We start from the raw sequence: 17,372 nt of genomic DNA, 5'->3' as shown, positions 1-17,372 counted from the left end.
GTTTTGATACTGTTCAATCACCCCAATATTTTTTGGTTCAACTGAACAGTATAAACATAGATTTTCTTCTACTAAGATTGGTTTGTGTTTCAATCATATCGGTCTAATATCTGACCTATAGGCTTGGAGTCGTTGTTTTGGGGTATCAATCTGTAAAATAAAAAAAACCGTAACAGTCTATTACGGCCTTTTCTTATCAAGTGAGAATCGTCATCAATTCAATATTTAATCTAATTACAATCTTTGTTTCGTATTAGATCTACTCTCTTTCATTGCTACTTTTTCTATATTCATTACATCAAGTTCCAACGTTGATGGTTTCGTTTTTTTAAATTCTGTACCTACTGCTGTTTCATTATTAAAGAAGCCACAGTTTTCTAGGTAAAATTCGTTTTTGGTCACCCCACCTTCATAATCAAATCGGTGTAAACCTCTTGCTGTGGCATCTGCAGAAAATTTAGCAGATTCTATCGGATACCACTTTCCTTCTTTATCTCCCACCCATTGGTTTTTGTACAATGCCATGCGTTGTTCTGTACCATATTCAGGAATAAAGTTTTCTAAGAACGAGTGGAAACGTTTAAGGTAAGTATGTGTTTTTGGTCTTTTAAAACTGGCAATTAAATCCCATTGTCCCTTTTCTGGGGCATAAAAGTAGGCTGTGTATTGTGTATGAGTTGCATCTACAGGCTCACCTTTTAGTAAAAACTTATACGGTACTCCAGCTTTCCATGGAAACACTTTGTAACTCTGACCTCCAGAACCTTCATCTCCAAACTTTCCAGTATGTACACCACTTCCTTTACTCATTAATTGTATTCTTTGATCTTCAGGAATTTCATTAGGATTGTCGGTTTGGTAAGGACTCCAAACTGAGAATAAAATTCGACGCTCTGTTTCGCTATTGACTTGTATTCCAAAGTATCCCTCTCCAAAACCATTGGCCATAAAATAAGAACCCAACGCATCTTGACCTTCAGGAACTTCTATTTCACTGTAATACCATTGAATGTCCTTGTCTTTTGCCTCTCCTGGCAATTGATAGTTAAGGTGTACTGATGGTCCCCTTCTACCAAAGTAAGGATTGTCTTTCGGGATGCTGTAGAATGCATTTTCTGATAATGGAACTACCTCTAAAGAAGTAATATTGACAGGCTTCTGAGATGTATTTTTGATAGTGATGCATTGGTAACCTTCCTTTTGAATTTCGTAAGTCCCCAACAGCACTTCCGACTTTTTACCTTTTAACTGTCCTGTCTTTTCGGTTTCTCCTAAAGCGACTTCAAGTGATGTACCCTGAGGGGCACTCCCTTTCATTTTCAACTTAATGGTACCACTCTTTTCAGCAAAGAAATACACATCAAGGTTTTCCTGTCCATCCCACTCATTAATTCCTGCAGTATCAATACCTGTCAGTCGGCCTTTTGCCACATCCAACCAAGCATTCTCTGCAATACTTAATTCAAAGGGAGTACCTGCTTGTTTTGTCTCGCAGGCAGTAAATAATAAAGAAAATAGGGAAACAAGGTATACAATTTTTCTCATGATAAGGGGTAGTTAAAAAGCACTGAGAGAAAATAGTATCCTCCCAATGCTTCAATGTTAGTAATAGTATTAAGGGTTCTGTACTAAATTTGGTTGTACTAGAATTTGATCTTCTGGGATAAATTCTATTACTCTATTATGTGTTGGAGGAATCACCTCGTAAGCATCTGTACCACTTAAGTGAGTACCAGGATATAATCTATCCATGGTTTTATTATTTCTAAATACATCAAACTTACGATGTCCTTCCCAAACCAATTCTAATCTTCTTTCGTCCAATACAACATCAATTAATTCTTTATCACCAATGTTGCTAACGGTTGGAATACCTGCTCTCTGACGGATGATATTGACATTCGCTAAAGCATTCGATACATCTCCTTTTTTCGCATAGGCTTCCGCAAGGTTCAAGTAGATCTCTCCAAGTCTAGATACTGTTGGAGACCATAAGTGAGGCTCACCTTCTTGCATTGAACACTTGTAGATAAAGTACTTGAAGTAACCGTTTCTATCTTCCATTAAATGGTCTTTCTTTACATATTGTTTGTTCGACATATCATCGATAAAGTAATGTAAAGTTTCCCCTTCTATCTCTTCTGTATGGATTGTATATTCTTTCTCATTAAATACAATATATGAATCATCGATCAGTGTTTCCTGTACATATTGGTAATTCTCGTTTACCCAGAATACCGAAGGAATTTGTGCCCCTGCCTCATCTTTTAGGTACTGCGCCTCGAAGTGAGATTTTCTAGCATCTTCAGGGTTTTGATTGATCAAATCAACAAATGATTTTGAAGCATACATCTCACCCCAACCAACATTCTGAATTGTGGCGTACATACCACCTACAGTATACCAACCATGACCGTAATCTGCGTCCTTTGTGAATTTCAAAGAGAAGATTTCTTCAGGATTTCCTTCCGGTGGCAACTCCATCGAACGACGCAATTGCTCTGTACTTAATAAGCTGTATTTACCAGAGTTGATCACTTTATTCGAATACTCAATACTGTTATCTAAGTCATCCATATAAAGGTATACTCTTGATAGTAAAGCTTGAGCGGCTTCTTTGCTTGCATACACATTGCTTTTGTTCAATGTCATCAGCTCTTCTGCCATCTTTAAGTCTTCAAGGATTTGTTCGTACACCTCCCCAACTTTTGCTCTTGGTGGTAAGTCCGTTACATCCGTAGATAACTTAATCGGTACTCCCAAATTATCGGGTCCTTGCGTATAAGGTCTTCCGTATACATTCACCAAATAGAACATCAACATGCCTCTTAGGTAATAGTTCTCTCCAATCAGGTGATCCATAGAAGGAGACACTGCCTTTTCTGCTTTCTCAATAATTTGGTTACACCCTACAATCGTTCTGTACGAGTAACTCCAGAATCTTGATGAACGAGAGTTATTCGGTATATTTCTAAAGTTGTAGAAATAAAATAATGGGTCTGTTGTTGTACCACTTAAGGATACATTATCTGTAGGATATTCCGTAATTCGGTGCCAGTCATCAAACCAAGCCGACTCATCTTTCTTTCCTTTCAAATTGGCATAATTACCATTCGTTGCTGTTTGTAGTCCCGCCTCAGTACCCAAAAGGTCGTCTGCATCGATAGAGTTATAAGGGTCTCTGTGAATATCACAAGAGTAGAAAAGGGAAACTATAAATGCTAGAAATATATATTTAGTGTAGTTCATTTTTTATCAAGAATTTAGGTTAGAATGAAAAATTAAGACCGAACATAAAACGTTTAGGAACAGGATAGAAAGCACTCATATCTGAGCCATCTCCCACTTCTGGATCCATTCCAGAATATCCAGTTAATGTCCATAAATTGTCTCCTGAGAAGTAAATTCTAGCATTTTTAATGTTCATCTTCTCCGTCAGTTTGTTTGGTAAACGATATCCAAACGATAGGTTTCGTAATCTCAGGTAGCTACCATCCTCCAAGTATCTCGAAGAAGGTTTGTTCGACTGGCTTTGGTTGTTGTATTCCATTCTTGGGTGTGTAGCTACATCGCCTGGCTTTTCCCAACGGCTCCAACCGTCTTGTAACTTCATTTGGTTATAAGAAGCATATGCACCATCAGAATCATAAGTTTCTCTAGCCATATTGTAAATCATGGCTCCATGTGAGTAAGCAAAGTTGGCGTTTAAGAAAATACCTTTGTATTCTGCTCTAAGCGTTACACCACCTTGGAAGTTCGGTGTAGAAGTACCCACCTCTTGCAATGTCGCCTGAGCGTAATCGTCAGTAATAGTTACTTCACCTGTTTCAGGATCGACTCTTTCCCAAGTTGGGTTACCCGTCTGAGGATCTACCCCTGCCCACTTTCTTAAGTACCAAGTATCGATATCAGAACCTACTTTTGTGATTTTATTACCTCTGATTACATCTTGGTCTTCGTATACTTCAGTTACTTGGTTTCTGTTGATACCAATGTTGAAATCAAAACCTAAGCTGAAGTCTTTTCTTTGAACTGCGTCATAAGACATAAAGAATTCAAAACCTTTATTGGTTACGCCACCAACATTCTCCCAATATCCATCGAATCCACTAACAGAAGGAAGTTTTACGTAATACAATAAATCTGAAGTATTGATATTATAGTATTCCACCGTAAAGTTTAGCTTATCCCATAATCCAAAATCGATGGCGATATTGCCTTGGTAAGACTTCTCCCAGCTTAAATCATAGTTAGGATATTGTCCTGGAATTGCTGCAGGAATACCATTATAGCTGTAGTCTAAGTAGTATAAATTCTGGTAAGGGTACATCGACTCAGGTCTGTTACCCAACGAACCATAACTACCTCTTAGCTTAAACATCGTAATATTGTTAGAATTGATAAAGTCTTCGTTGTTGATGTTCCAACCACCACTAATCGAGAAGAAGCTGCCGTATCTATTATTAATTCCTACGTTAGAAGCACCATCTGTTCTGAATGAGAACTGGGCCATATATTTCTCATCATAAGAGTAATTCGCATTGAATAAGAACGACTGTAAAGCATAGTCATACTTAGTACCTTGTACCGTTTGAGGAATCGCCGTACCGTCTAAAATCTTTGTTCCTGGAATGATACCATTACCTTGTGCACTGATATTATTGAATGCATAATCGTTGTATTCATAAGCGACTAACGCATTGATATCATGCTTTCCAAAAGTATTGAAGTAACGTAACATTTGGTTAGTAAAACGGTTCACTCCGTTCGATTTACTTTGGTTGATATTACCAATCATCGCCTCACCTGCAATCGACTGAGGGTCTGTGTAGTAATAGGTATTACCGTTCATCGTAGTAATAGAGTTCGTCGATACAAACTTGAAATGCTTAGAGATATCGTACTCAATATCAAAGTTAGCGATCATGTCTAGGCTACTTGTTTCACCATAGTTCCACTGTAAATCATACAAGTAGTTATTCATATCTCTACCGTACCAAACTACATTAGGATCTCTTGGATTAACAGGTTTGCCATCGGCTCCGTAAGGATTATCCCAAGGCATGTTTCTGTACATTTCGTACAAATCGTGTTGTCTATCTTCCGTTTCCTTATACGTTAAGGCTATTTTAGGCTTGAAAGTCAGCTTGTCATTTACTGAGTAATCCAAGTTCATACGCGTAGTATAACGCTCATAGTCGAACCCTTGAACAGCACCCGATTCGTTATAGTATCCACCAGAAATAAACGTTCTGATTTTGTCTGTACCTCCAGTATAACTTAAGTTATAATCCTGAGCGATACCATTTTGTGTACCATTGTCGACCCAGTCGTAATTTTGTTTGGCTAATTGACTGTAATTGTCGGTAATCATGGCAGGAATATCTCCTTGGTTAGGAAACTTCTTGTAGTAGTTGACCATTTCCTGACCGTCCATCAATTCGAAGTTACCTTGGTTCAGTTGTGTGATACCTGACTTGGCAGAGAAGTTAAATTGAGAAGTTCCGTCTTTAGCTCTCTTTGTTGTCACCATCACAACACCGTTGGCTCCTCTAGAACCATAAAGTGAAGTCGCTGAGGCATCTTTTAAGATAGAGATATTTTCAATGTCTGCCGGGTTAATTTCCGGTACACCATGCATAATTACTCCATCTACTACCCATAATGGATCAATAGAAGCGTTCATCGAAGCTTTACCACGAATACGAATTTCTGTTGTTGCTCCCGGCTGACCAGAAGTACTTGCTACTTGTACCCCTGCTGCCTTACTTTGAAGCATTCCTGATACATTGGGTGTCGTTACATCTACCAATTCCTCAGAATCTAATTTGGCTACAGCCCCAGTTACTGAAGTCTTTTTCTGAGCGCCATAAGCTACAATGACGATGTCATCTAGTTCTTTCACATCGGGTTGTAGTGTAATGTCAATGTCTTTCTGACCATTATAAGTTATTTCCTGAGATTTCATCCCTACATACGTAAAAACGATAACATCTCCCTGATTAGGTTTAGGAATCGAAAACTTACCATCGAAATCGGTGATAGCTCCCTTGGTCGTTCCTTTAATTAATACAGATACACCCGGTAATGTTGAATTGGCACCTCCATCATTTACAACACCAGTTAACACATTGTCTTGTGCGAGTAGTAGTTGTAAAGAGGATAGAATAATGGTAAGAGTGAATATTAGTCTTTTCATAAGTGTATGTTAATTGATAAATGTTTCAATTGGTTGTTATGGTTGCTTTTGTAGATCTCATCAGTTGTTCACGTCAGTGTTTGCTTATGTTTTTATCTACATTACATAATTATTAATTTTTATTATTTAATACAATATGTTTGATTATATAAATTTTTAAATAAACAATTATTAACAACATTAAGACTTCAATTTTCATTCTCTCAGTAAGCTGTATGGATTATTTAAATTGTTATAAAAAATAGGCTCAATATTGCCATATATTCAAAAAGCGTAATTAAAACACTCAAAAAGGATTGATAATTAAGAGATTAAGATCGTTCCAAAATTGATAGTATAAAAAAAGAGGCAACACCAAGATGTTACCTCTAATTAATTTTAAATTTTATTTATATAAGCAGTGAGTCGAAAAATTAAGATTGATACAGGTTGATAAATTTACTATTTACACAAATTGCATGGCTGCTTTGGAAGGTTGGAACACCTTATCCGAGACTAAAGTAGTAGCCCCTAAACAGCCTGCCTTACGGCGTATATTCGAATAATTGATATTCGCTTGTGCAAAGGCCTCTGGTAATGAATGTTTTATCACAGAGGATTTAACAGGAAACAGTATATATTCTTTTAATTGGCTTAGTTTTCCACCAAGTATAATTTTTTGCGGATTAAATAAGTTGATCAAGATACCAATGGCTTTACCGATAGACTCTCCCGCTTTTTCCGTCAGTTCAATACCAACTTGATCGCCCGAGAGTACAACTTCTATAAAGGCATCCAGATCTATATCCTCTTTTCCTAATTCCTTTAGGATACTTTCTGTTCTACTGGCATTGTTCTCATGGATAAAATCACGCATCTCTTCTACCAATGCTTCACCAGAAGCAAACGTTTCGAGACATCCTTTCTTACCACAATAACACATTTTTCCTCGATCATCGATACGGATATGGCCAAGCTCCCCTGCCAAACCATTGGCTCCGGTAAACAACTCCCCATTGATAATCACACCCATACCGATACCTTTATCCAGGTTGATACACAACACATCTTTGGCATCTTGTGCATCACCAAAATGCAGTTCTCCTAAACTGATGGCATTTACATCATTTTCGATTTCTACATTCAGTTGTAAGGCTTCTTCCATATACTCTTTCAACGACATTTTTAAATCATTGAAATAAGAAATCGACCTACCATCTTTACTATTCACCAAGCCCGGAACGGCAATTCCGACACCTATAATTCTCTCAAAAGGAATCTTTTGTGTCTTGATAATCTTCTTAATGGTCTTGATCAATCGTCCCAAAAACTCTTCGGAGTTCTTAATATCTATGGTATCTTCTGAATGGAAATATCTTTCGTTATTCTGTAAGTCCAGTAGTATAATTCTCGTTTTTCTTAAGCCGACTTTAACTCCAAAGAAAAAGCCTCCTTCAGGATTAATGACATAGGTAGTGGGTGGTCTACCAACGTTTTTTTCTGTTTGTAGTTCTTTTAGTGTTACATATCCTTCTTCTGCTAGTTCTTTCATTAGTGCAGAAGACATTGGCAAAGTTAGTTCAGTTTTGGTTGTTACTTCAGAGGGCGACATGGTTCCTTCTTGTAGTAATAACTGTAGTATTTGATTTTTTCTGATCTGTTTCTTAATTGAAACTTTGCCTACTTTTTTATTTTCTTTCACTTTCGGCATTCTCTTTATCATTCATTAATAAGTATTACAAGATGCAATTTATTATTTTTATTATTAATGTTCAATGTAAAAAATGAATGTTTCCTTTTGCAAAGGGATTAAAAAAGGATAATCATCACAAAATTAAATATTTAGAGTGGAGTGTTATTTTATAATTAAATGGCTACACCTCTCCTGTTTCATTATTTTTGTGATTAATGAAGACACGATGTTATTTGATTAGAAAAATCAATTGGTTAAATTTTCAGATAAATCACTTTTCAAATACACACTTACTTCGAGGTTGACCATGAAACGCATCATCCATCCATTACTTTTCCTTGCCACTTTGGTTATTTTTAGTGCCTGTTCTTCATCTACTTCAACTCAGGAAGAGAAGGAAGAAAAAAAGGAAGAAATTATTGAAAGTATAACTTACCATACTGAAAACGGTAAATTATTTAAGCTGAACAAGCTTAGCGAAGAAAAGGTGATTGTGATTACACCTAAAAAGGTTGCTTATGAACTGACTAGAGTTCAAGTAGCAAGCGGGGTAAAATATGCCGATGAGCAAAAAAATGCTTTCTGGGTAAAGGGCAATGAATTTATGTGGCTGGAAAACGATAAGAAAGCCAGTTCCGGTATCAAAAACTTAACTACCGATGAGATTGTAGGCTATTATGCAACTGACTTCTACGAAAGAAGACATGAAGGCTACGATTGGGTTGGTGTGGTCATCACAGACTTAGGACATGATCATTTGGGTGTGGAAATTCGTTCTAGAGCAGATAAAAAAGAGCAAACTTGTTTCTTGGATGCTGAAATCAATAAAGTTTCCAATGGCAAATACAAAGCGACTTTAAATGAAACAGTCACTTATTTCGTCTTCGATGGTAAAAACGTTTATATCATGGCAGATGAAGTGGAAAATAATACTCAACTCAACTATTTCTGTTCTGGTGGTGGCAGCATTGTCAACCATTACCATAGAATTATTGGCCCTTTGGATGTAAATCAAGTAGGAGAATAAAATAGGGATCATGGACAAGAAATACTTTTTCGAATACGATCAGGAAGCCATCGATCATTTAAAGCAAAAGGACAAAAAGTTAGGCGAAGTGATTGATCAGATAGGATTAATCAAAAGAGAAACCTACCCTGATCTTTTCGAAGCCATCATTAAGTCGATTGTGGGACAGCAAATCTCTACAAAAGCACAAGTCACGATATTAAGAAGGCTAAGCGATAAAATCGGTACAATCGAACCAAAAGCCATTGATGCACTTTCTACAGAGGAACTTCAATCGCTCGGTATGTCGTTTAGAAAAGTAGGTTATATCAAAGATTTTGCGGAGAAGGTAGTCAATAAGGAATTTGATATCGATGCCTTACATTCCATGAATGACGAAGAAGTATCTACTACGTTATCTGCATTAAATGGTATTGGCCCTTGGACAGCAGAAATGATGATGATCTTCTCCATGCAGAGGCCTAATATTCTTAGCTACGGCGATTTGGCGATTCATAGAGGATTAAGAATGATCTACCGCCATAGAAAAATTGACAAGGAAAAGTTCCAACGATTCTGGAAAAGATATACTCCCTATGCTTCTGTGGCCAGCCTTTATTTATGGGCAGTGGCGGGTGGACATATTGAAGGGATCACCGATCCGCAGACTCGAAAAGAAGTAAAGAAAAGCTAAGTGATTTATATTCAGAAGAATAGATTTTGAAAGAAAATAGCTGAATTATGAAAAAGTGACCGCAGCATTCTTTCGTTGTATAGGTAAGTAATTAAGTATCATATTCATTTTTTAACCTTACTTTTTAATACGATTACTACCGATGAAATCTAGACTTTTTACCCTGCTCTTCATGCTTTTGTTGAGTAACCTCATATATGGACAAGAACATTATCAGTGGAGAAGAACCTATTTACGTTCTGCTGAAAATACCAATTATACATTATTTGGGCTTAATACAGGTTTTTCTACCTATACCGGATCCTATGCCAGTATTGGAAATGGCTCGTACAATCCCAAAAATATGAATCTTGCCATCAGTGGTTATTATCAGAAAAGATTTTCTAGATCACTTCATTTTAGAATTCAGGTAGGTTATATGGGACTTTCGGCTGTGGGCGGTGAAAGCCACGAAAGTATCTCTAGTGAAAATGATATTTTTACGTCCAGCTTATTCCAAATTGCTCCAATCCTTATTTATGATATTGGTGCAGGTAGGTTCCAAAAGAAATCTCCGACCACCTTTTACCTTCTAATGGGTACGAGTGTGTTTCGATCGGCATCGGTCAACTACCTTACGGTAGAAGACGGTGTAGATACAGGAGGTACTTTAATTCTTGGTATCGGGTTTAGACGTAACATCAGTAGAAAGCTGAAATTTAATATGGAAATCCAAAGTAACTTATCCAGTTCGGAACAAATTGACTTAACAGGCTCTAGTCAAAAAATTACGACGGACACATTTACAACCATAACCGTAGGAATTGCCTACTCAATTACAGGAAAGAAGTTTATTCGATAGCATCAATTTCAAGAAAAAGATAAAAATTGGAGTACTCTAGGTGAAAACTTAGGGTACTTTTTTATTGTATAAAAAACACATAAAACACCTATAATCAGACACATTACAAAGCATTTGCTAATACGGGCTTCTAAATTCTAATTGTACACCTTGTTGTCTGTTAAAAAAAAATAACCACTCTCAAACAAAATTAAAGAGTAACAATTCGTTCACATTAGATCACTTCTTTTGCACCGTTTTAAAAACTATAACTAATTAACCTTATTACATTAGAAATGTCTACGAAACCAATGTCTCTGATTGTGGCAATGTTGTGCATGCTATCTAGTACAGCCTTTGCTCAAACACTTATTTCAGGTGTATTATTAGAGGATACTACTAATGAACCTATTATTGGTGCCAATATCTCTGTTGAAGGAACAACAACTGGTGCTATCTCAGATTTTAACGGGCAGTTTGCTTTCGAATCAAAGAGAACAGGTAAACAAACATTGAATATCTCATTTGTAGGAATGAAGTCCATCAAAAAAGAGGTGGAATTAAACGGTACTCCGATCGACCTTGGTGAAGTGCAAATGGCTTCAGATGCTGTTGGTCTTGCAGAAGTAGAAGTTCTTGCTTCTATCGCGATTGACCGTAAAACTCCTGTAGCTGTGGCTTCAATCGACGCTGAACAAATCGAAACTAAAATGGGTAACCAAGAGTTCCCACAAGTATTAAAATCTTCTCCAGGTGTATACGTTTCTGGTGCTGGTGGTGGTTTTGGTGATTCAAGAATCTCGCTTAGAGGTTTTGATTCAGAAAACGTAGCCGTAATGATCAACGGTGTTCCAGTAAACGACATGGAAAACGGTAAAGTATATTGGTCGAACTGGGCTGGTTTAGGTGATGTAACGAAGACCATGCAGGTACAAAGAGGTTTAGGTGCTTCTAAGCTTGCCGTACCTTCTGTTGGTGGTACGATCAATATTCTTACTAAAACTACTGATGCTGAAAAAGGCGGTAATGTATTTATGGGAATGGGTAACGACGGTTACTTCAAGACAGGACTTACGCTTTCTACAGGTCTTATGGACAATGGCTGGGCGATCACTACAGCATTATCTAAAACTACAGGTAATGGTTATGTAGATGGTACTTCTTTCGAAGGATATTCTTACTTCCTGAATATCTCTAAGCAGTTCAACGACCGTCATACATTATCATTTACCACATTTGGTGCTCCACAAACTCACGGTCAAAGAAGAACATACCTTACTGAAGAAGAGTATGAAAAACATGGCGACCGTTACAACAAAGACTGGGGTTATAAAAACGGACAAGAGTTTAACATGAACCAAAACTCTTACCATAAACCACAAATGTCATTGAACCACTACTGGACTATCTCTGAAAAGACAGACCTATCGACTTCCGTTTACTTCTCTGTAGGTAAAGGTGGCGGTACAGGTATGGCCGGTAGCCACTGGGTAGATGACTCTTACAGAACATACGACGGTCTAATCGACTGGGATGCATATGTAGCCAACAACGTTGATGAAGAAGGTGGTGCAAAAGGTATTTACAGAGCCTCAAACAACAACCACTTATGGACGGGTGCTTTATCTACTTTAACTCACCAATTGAACGACAACTGGACGTTAGTAGGTGGTCTTGATTTACGTTACTACTTAGGGCAGCACTACCAAACGGTAGAAGACCTAATGGGTGGCGATTTCTATGTAGACAACTCTATGAAATCACAACCAAACAGAGTAGTAGGTGTAGGTGATAGAATGGGTTACGACAACGATGGTATCGTACAATGGCAAGGTTTCTTTGGTCAATTAGAATACTCTAAAGATCAATTATCGGCATTCTTCACAGGTGCAGTATCTCACCAAGCGTTCAAAAGAATTGACTACATGAGCTATGAGCATGGTACAGATGAAACAGACTGGCAAAGCTTCTGGGGTGGTTCTGCAAAGGCAGGTGCTAACTACAATATCGATGAGCATCACAATGTATTTGCCAATGCTGGATATATCTCTCGTCAGCCGTTCTTTGGTGCTGTTTTCTTAAACTACCAAAACGATATCAACGAGAATGCTGTCAACGAAAAAATCCTTAGTGGTGAAATTGGTTACGGTTATAGAAACCAAGGTTTCAGAGCGAATGTAAACGCTTACTACACACACTGGCAAGACAAATCGTTTGTAAAAACGGTATTTAGAGACGGTGTGCCTTACACTGCCAACCTTTTAGGTGTAGATGCCCTTCATAAAGGTATTGAGGTAGACATGACGTACCAAGTGAACCGTAGACTTACTTTAACAGGTATGGTTTCATTAGGTGACTGGAGATGGTTAAATGACTTAGAAAACGTTCAGATTTTTGATGATCAGCAAAATGCAATCGATACTGTCAACGTATATATGGCGGGTGCTGAAGTAGGTAACTCTGCTCAAACCACTGCAGCTTTAGGTGTTTCTTACGAAGTAGTTAACGGTCTTCGTTTAAATGCTGACTGGAACTACTACGGTAGATTGTTCGCAGACTACGACCCAACAAGAAGAGATAGCGAAGAGTACAAAGGTACAGGTGCTTACGAAATGCCTTCGTACAATCTACTTGACTTAGGTGCTTCTTACGCTTTCCAAATGGCAGGTTTTAATGGACTTGTCAATTTTAGAGTCAACAACGTCTTGAATACAGCCTATGCTGTTCAGGGCTTACAAGGAGGAATAGATGATACTGGAGCTATGCTTCCGGGTGATTATTATATGGGACTCGGAAGAACTTATTCAGTAGGTTTAAAAATGAGTTTCTAATTTATGTTACTTTAGTATAAAAGAAAGGAGCAGCTATATTAGTTGCTCCTTTTTTCTTGCCTTTTACTAAGGTGTTATTTTACAAGACCTGTATCTACAGGGTCTAAAGTCAATTGTAATTCTCCATCCATACTATACAATAGAAGAGTGTTTTCTCTAAAGTAATAAATCAGCTCAGCCGAATTCGACTTCCCTTCTTCTTTGATATGTATTACTTTATTCTTTACGTCTAATTTCCATTCCCCAATTCTAGGTGCTTTGTCCGGTCTTTCATTGACAAAAACCTGCTCCTCTTTAAACTCAATAAAATCACCTGCTTTCCCTTTTACAGCCCATTTTTTTAGAAATGCACTTTCGGTAACTTGTTGAGGTGTTTTCTTAGTACTCACCCTTTTTTCCAGCGTCATTTCTTCATTGATTTCCTCTGCAAAAAGGCGAATCATTTGTCCCTCCATTGTATAGTCAAAAGCGATCTTTACCTCTTTTGTTTCTGGCTTTAATAATATCTGATGTTCCTCTGTATCTAATTCCCAACGGCCAACAATACCTTCTTTATCTTTATCTCTGATAATAAATGATTGATCCGCTTTGAATTCCATTCTGTCTACATGTCTGCCAAATACAAACCATTCTCCCATCAATGCCTCTTTGGTAAGCACCTTCTTTTCATCCCCTTTATAAACCAAATTTCTGACAGTAATAAACGTTATCTCCCTTTGGTTATCGAAATGATATTTTCTTACCCAATTACCTTGTGCATCATAGTCGTAGGCATAGTAAACAATTTCGTGATATTCCTTAATGGGTCTTTCTGTTTCTGATTTCACCACATCACCCTGCTCGTTGTTTTCTAGAACATTATTATATGTGATTTGTCCTGTTGCATCTTTTTCTACGACAGAAACAATTTCCCCCTCTTCTCTATGAATAGATCTTACCGAAATCAATTCTCCCTTCGGATTTTTGGTGGTGATTTCACTCTTCCACTCTCCCGTGTACTTATAAGAATATACTTCCTTAATGTTTCCTTCCCCATCGTAGCGAGTACCTTCTACTGCTTTTCCATCGATCACCTTATTTATCTGTCGACTTTCCAATCTCCCTCCATAAGAGATTTCAGTACCTGTTTTTACATTATCCTCGTCGTAAGTATTTTCAATCACCCAGTATACCTCTCCTTCCGGATTAATAAACTCTTGTTTTGTCAACGACTTTTGATCGTTGTAGTAAAATACCCTAGAGTGAAGATTATCTCTATAAATAACGGTATACTCTCCTGCCTTGTCTTTCGCGTCATATTTTTTTTCTGTGATTTTGACAATTTCACCACCAAAGTCGGCTTCCTGATGCGTCGAATTTTTTGAGGTGTAACAAGATGAAAATACTACTGAGATCAGTACAATTAGATATTGCTTCATGATTTAGATTTAGCTAAAAAAATAAAATTAGATTTAGATTGTACGGCAAAGATATAGATAATTACAAAACTCCTGTTAGAATTTTAAGAAAAGAAAAACAGCATTAGGGCGTACCTAATGCTGTAAATTTCTATTGACTTTCTCTCATGAAAAAGCCAATGTATAGTTGAGGCTATTAATAATTTTCAGTAGTCAACAATAGTATTCCTCTACAAAGGAATACCCCCTCAGTAACTAAAACAACATCTACATCAATGGATTTCTCCCCATATCAATTTCGGTTTTAAGAAAGGTGAAATAATGCTGATTTTTGTTTTAATAACCTCAGTCATAAAAAGTTGAAAAGGATTTTTTTAAGAAATTAAAGGACATTTCTTGTTTTGTAATACATTAATATCTATAATTGTTAATAACTTTCAACAATCTAATTAACAGCAAACTAAAATCAATTGAGCAAACTGGGTGTTGGGGTAGTTGGAAGTGAAAACACCTTATAATTCTATAAAATTAATGTGTCTCATTTGTGTACAACAAAATGTATTGAAATACTAATCTCAGTTAAAAACTCTCTCCAAAATTGTTCTTAAAATAGAAGAATAATTTTGGAAACGTCAAATCATAATTTTCTTAGCAAGCAATCTTTTGAATCTATATTATTAAAAGTACCTAAGTATTACTCTAGATTTGACAACAACCTATTTAGTTATATTTTACTCAAAATTGTAAAGCAATTTAAGCTAAAAAATGGTTGATACTTTTTTAAAAAGATGAATTTCCAAACTAAACAGAACTATATTTATGAAACCAAACTTACAAATTTTTCTTTTATTTATAAGCATATCTGTCTTTGGACAGAAGGATCCTAACGTAACTTTTGCTTCTCAAAATTTAATTCAAGGAACTGGAGTAATTGGGACAACAATCAAAATTAGTACAAATTTAGATGATACATCAGAACATGAAGTTGTAGTTGATGAAAAAGGAAACTTTAAATTTACTTTCCCAACTCTTTTACCAGTAGGTGACAATATTGTAGTATGGGCAGTTAATTCAGATGATGAAGTTGTCTCACAAAGAATACTAATGAAAATAGAGGAATCTAATACCATTCTTCAGAACTTCAGTGACGGAAAGATATCAAACAATAGTTTAAGAAACTTCTCAGCAGCAGGAAAAACCGTTAAATATAAAGCAACTATTTGGAATACTAATTTTTCAATTCCTTTAGCTAGATTTAATTTCACAAAAGATAATGACCAAAAAACTGGGGATCTTTTATTATTTAATTCAATTGGAGCAGGTTTTGGGATTAGTAAAGGTGAGTTAAGTGAAACAAGAGATCAACAAGGTAATCTACTTAATCAAGAATTTATTAACACTTTTGGAATTCATTTGGGCTTTTTATTCTCTGCAGGAACTGGGGATGACACTAAAAATGTTTTTGCTCCAACTTTAAACTTTAGTGTTTTAAACTTTCAAATGGGAATTGGGTATGAACTTGGAACTAGATCAGAAGATCAATTACCGGCATTTCTAACCTTATCTTATGCAATCCCTGTCTATAAATTAACAAAAGGAGGATTCTGGATTTGGAAAAATTCTAAACCAATAACTGATCCAATGCAATCAAGACAAGGTGAATAAACTTAATAACAATAAGGTATAAAAACTGTATTTTAATTTAATATTAAAATGTATACAAAGTATATCACTTTATAGCAGCATTTATATTATAATCAGTTTCAAATTTTTCTATTTGGGACTGATTATATATTGTCAATAACCATTTTAAAAAATTATAAATATTTTTATTTAAATCTACACAATTAAACCTAAAAAAATGAATACATTTATTTTTCAATCAATGCCTGAAAGGTTTGATTTAAGAGATAAATTAATTCCAGGAAATAAAGATACTTGGTATGCAACTAGGTATAGAAATAAAATGAACCCTGGTGATCTTGTCTTCTTTTGGATGGGAGGAGGAAAACGATTTCAAGGAATTTATGGTTGGGGTACAATTAAATCTAAACCATATATCAAAGAAAATTGGGAAACTTACGGAATTGACGTAGAATATAGAGTGAAATTTAAAAAACCTATCTCTAGTTCAAATATCAAAACCGATTCAAGTCTCACCGAAATGCTAATTTTTAGAGCACCTCAGGCAACAAATTTCTATGTACAAAAGGATGAACTGAAAAAGTTATTGAAACTTATAAAAAGTTTAGGAGAGGAAACACCAAAAATTGAAACTCATGGCTGAAGAAAGAACTCAAATTATTCAGGCCATTGAAAAACCAATAAATTTTTTAGTTCTAATTTTATTAATGGTCGAAACATTATTGGGAACATTAGTTCTACAATTAGAAACACATAGAAATTTACTAATTTATACAATAATTGGATTCTTCATTGCCTATACTCTACTAATAATTATAATAGCTTATACTAAACCAGAAGTATTGCAGGGTAAAAGAAGTTGGAAAGACAATTATGCTCAATCATTTGCTGATGACATTTATGTTAGTTTAGAAGGATATTTATCGAATCTTGAAGAAGGAGAAGAATATGAAGCTTGGCTTCAATTGTCAGATATTATTAATGATTCAAATAGTACTGACATGGATTATTCTTCTTTTCGGAGTGAAATTGCAAATAGAATTGTAAAAAGAGTCGATCAAAGAAGAAACATTGAGTCAAGGAGAGGGACAATAAACTAAGCAAAATAT

At 36.0% G+C, this 17,372-nt stretch carries 12 protein-coding genes; 7 read left to right on the top strand and 5 right to left on the bottom strand.

What is annotated here, in order from left to right:
• Positions 1–234 precede the first annotated feature (234 nt).
• From QL232_RS02500 to QL232_RS02485, 4 genes are all read right to left on the bottom strand, one after another.
• Positions 235–1,545 carry a DUF3472 domain-containing protein gene (locus tag QL232_RS02500; RefSeq protein WP_281612932.1) on the bottom strand — a complete coding sequence of 437 codons (1,311 nt, stop codon included), beginning with the start codon at positions 1,543–1,545 and terminating at the stop codon, positions 235–237.
• A gap of 69 nt (positions 1,546–1,614) precedes the next feature.
• Entirely contained in the window at positions 1,615–3,249 is a 1,635-nt protein-coding gene (locus tag QL232_RS02495) for a RagB/SusD family nutrient uptake outer membrane protein (protein WP_281612931.1), read from the bottom strand.
• Between the two features lie 19 nt (positions 3,250–3,268).
• Positions 3,269–6,199 (bottom strand): TonB-dependent receptor, encoded by a 2,931-nt coding sequence (locus tag QL232_RS02490; RefSeq protein WP_168882406.1) that lies wholly within the window; start codon positions 6,197–6,199, stop codon positions 3,269–3,271.
• Between the two features lie 445 nt (positions 6,200–6,644).
• The gene (locus tag QL232_RS02485; protein ID WP_281612930.1) at positions 6,645–7,901 is read right to left on the bottom strand and encodes an ROK family protein; all 1,257 of its coding nucleotides are present in this window, start codon (positions 7,899–7,901) and stop codon (positions 6,645–6,647) included.
• Positions 7,902–8,178: 277 nt separating this feature from the next.
• Between QL232_RS02485 and QL232_RS02480 the strand changes: the two genes are divergently transcribed.
• The 4 genes from QL232_RS02480 (at position 8,179) to QL232_RS02465 (ending at position 13,222) form a co-directional block, all read left to right on the top strand.
• Positions 8,179–8,898 carry an MliC family protein gene (locus QL232_RS02480; RefSeq protein WP_281612929.1) on the top strand — a complete coding sequence of 240 codons (720 nt, stop codon included), beginning with the start codon at positions 8,179–8,181 and terminating at the stop codon, positions 8,896–8,898.
• A 10-nt stretch (positions 8,899–8,908) separates the two neighbouring features.
• The gene (locus QL232_RS02475; protein ID WP_281612928.1) at positions 8,909–9,571 is read left to right on the top strand and encodes a DNA-3-methyladenine glycosylase; all 663 of its coding nucleotides are present in this window, start codon (positions 8,909–8,911) and stop codon (positions 9,569–9,571) included.
• 142 nt (positions 9,572–9,713) lie between these two features.
• On the top strand, positions 9,714–10,412 hold the full coding sequence (locus QL232_RS02470) for a hypothetical protein (RefSeq protein WP_281612927.1): 699 nt from the start codon (positions 9,714–9,716) through the stop codon (positions 10,410–10,412).
• 275 nt (positions 10,413–10,687) lie between these two features.
• Positions 10,688–13,222, top strand: coding sequence for a TonB-dependent receptor (locus QL232_RS02465; RefSeq protein ID WP_211093264.1), 2,535 nt, complete (start codon positions 10,688–10,690; stop codon positions 13,220–13,222).
• A gap of 74 nt (positions 13,223–13,296) precedes the next feature.
• On the opposite strand, the gene QL232_RS02460 is transcribed toward QL232_RS02465, so the two are convergent.
• Positions 13,297–14,640: a hypothetical protein gene (locus QL232_RS02460; RefSeq protein ID WP_281612926.1), complete on the bottom strand. Its 1,344-nt coding sequence runs from the start codon at positions 14,638–14,640 to the stop codon at positions 13,297–13,299.
• A gap of 798 nt (positions 14,641–15,438) precedes the next feature.
• Between QL232_RS02460 and QL232_RS02455 the strand changes: the two genes are divergently transcribed.
• The 3 genes from QL232_RS02455 to QL232_RS02445 all read left to right on the top strand — a co-directional run bounded on the left by QL232_RS02455 (position 15,439) and on the right by QL232_RS02445 (position 17,363).
• Positions 15,439–16,284 (top strand): hypothetical protein, encoded by an 846-nt coding sequence (locus QL232_RS02455; RefSeq protein WP_281612925.1) that lies wholly within the window; start codon positions 15,439–15,441, stop codon positions 16,282–16,284.
• A 196-nt stretch (positions 16,285–16,480) separates the two neighbouring features.
• Positions 16,481–16,906 carry an EVE domain-containing protein gene (locus QL232_RS02450; RefSeq protein ID WP_281612924.1) on the top strand — a complete coding sequence of 142 codons (426 nt, stop codon included), beginning with the start codon at positions 16,481–16,483 and terminating at the stop codon, positions 16,904–16,906.
• Positions 16,899–17,363, top strand: a complete 465-nt coding sequence (locus QL232_RS02445) for a hypothetical protein (protein WP_281612923.1) — start codon at positions 16,899–16,901, stop codon at positions 17,361–17,363. The genes QL232_RS02450 and QL232_RS02445 overlap by 8 nt, the downstream gene beginning before the upstream one ends.
• Positions 17,364–17,372: the final 9 nt, after the last annotated feature.

This window comes from Flammeovirga sp. SubArs3, from assembly GCF_947387565.1.
Taxonomy (GTDB): domain Bacteria; phylum Bacteroidota; class Bacteroidia; order Cytophagales; family Flammeovirgaceae; genus Flammeovirga; species Flammeovirga agarivorans.
Note: the sequence above shows the minus strand (reverse complement) of the source record. Positions and strands in the feature narration are given on the sequence as shown.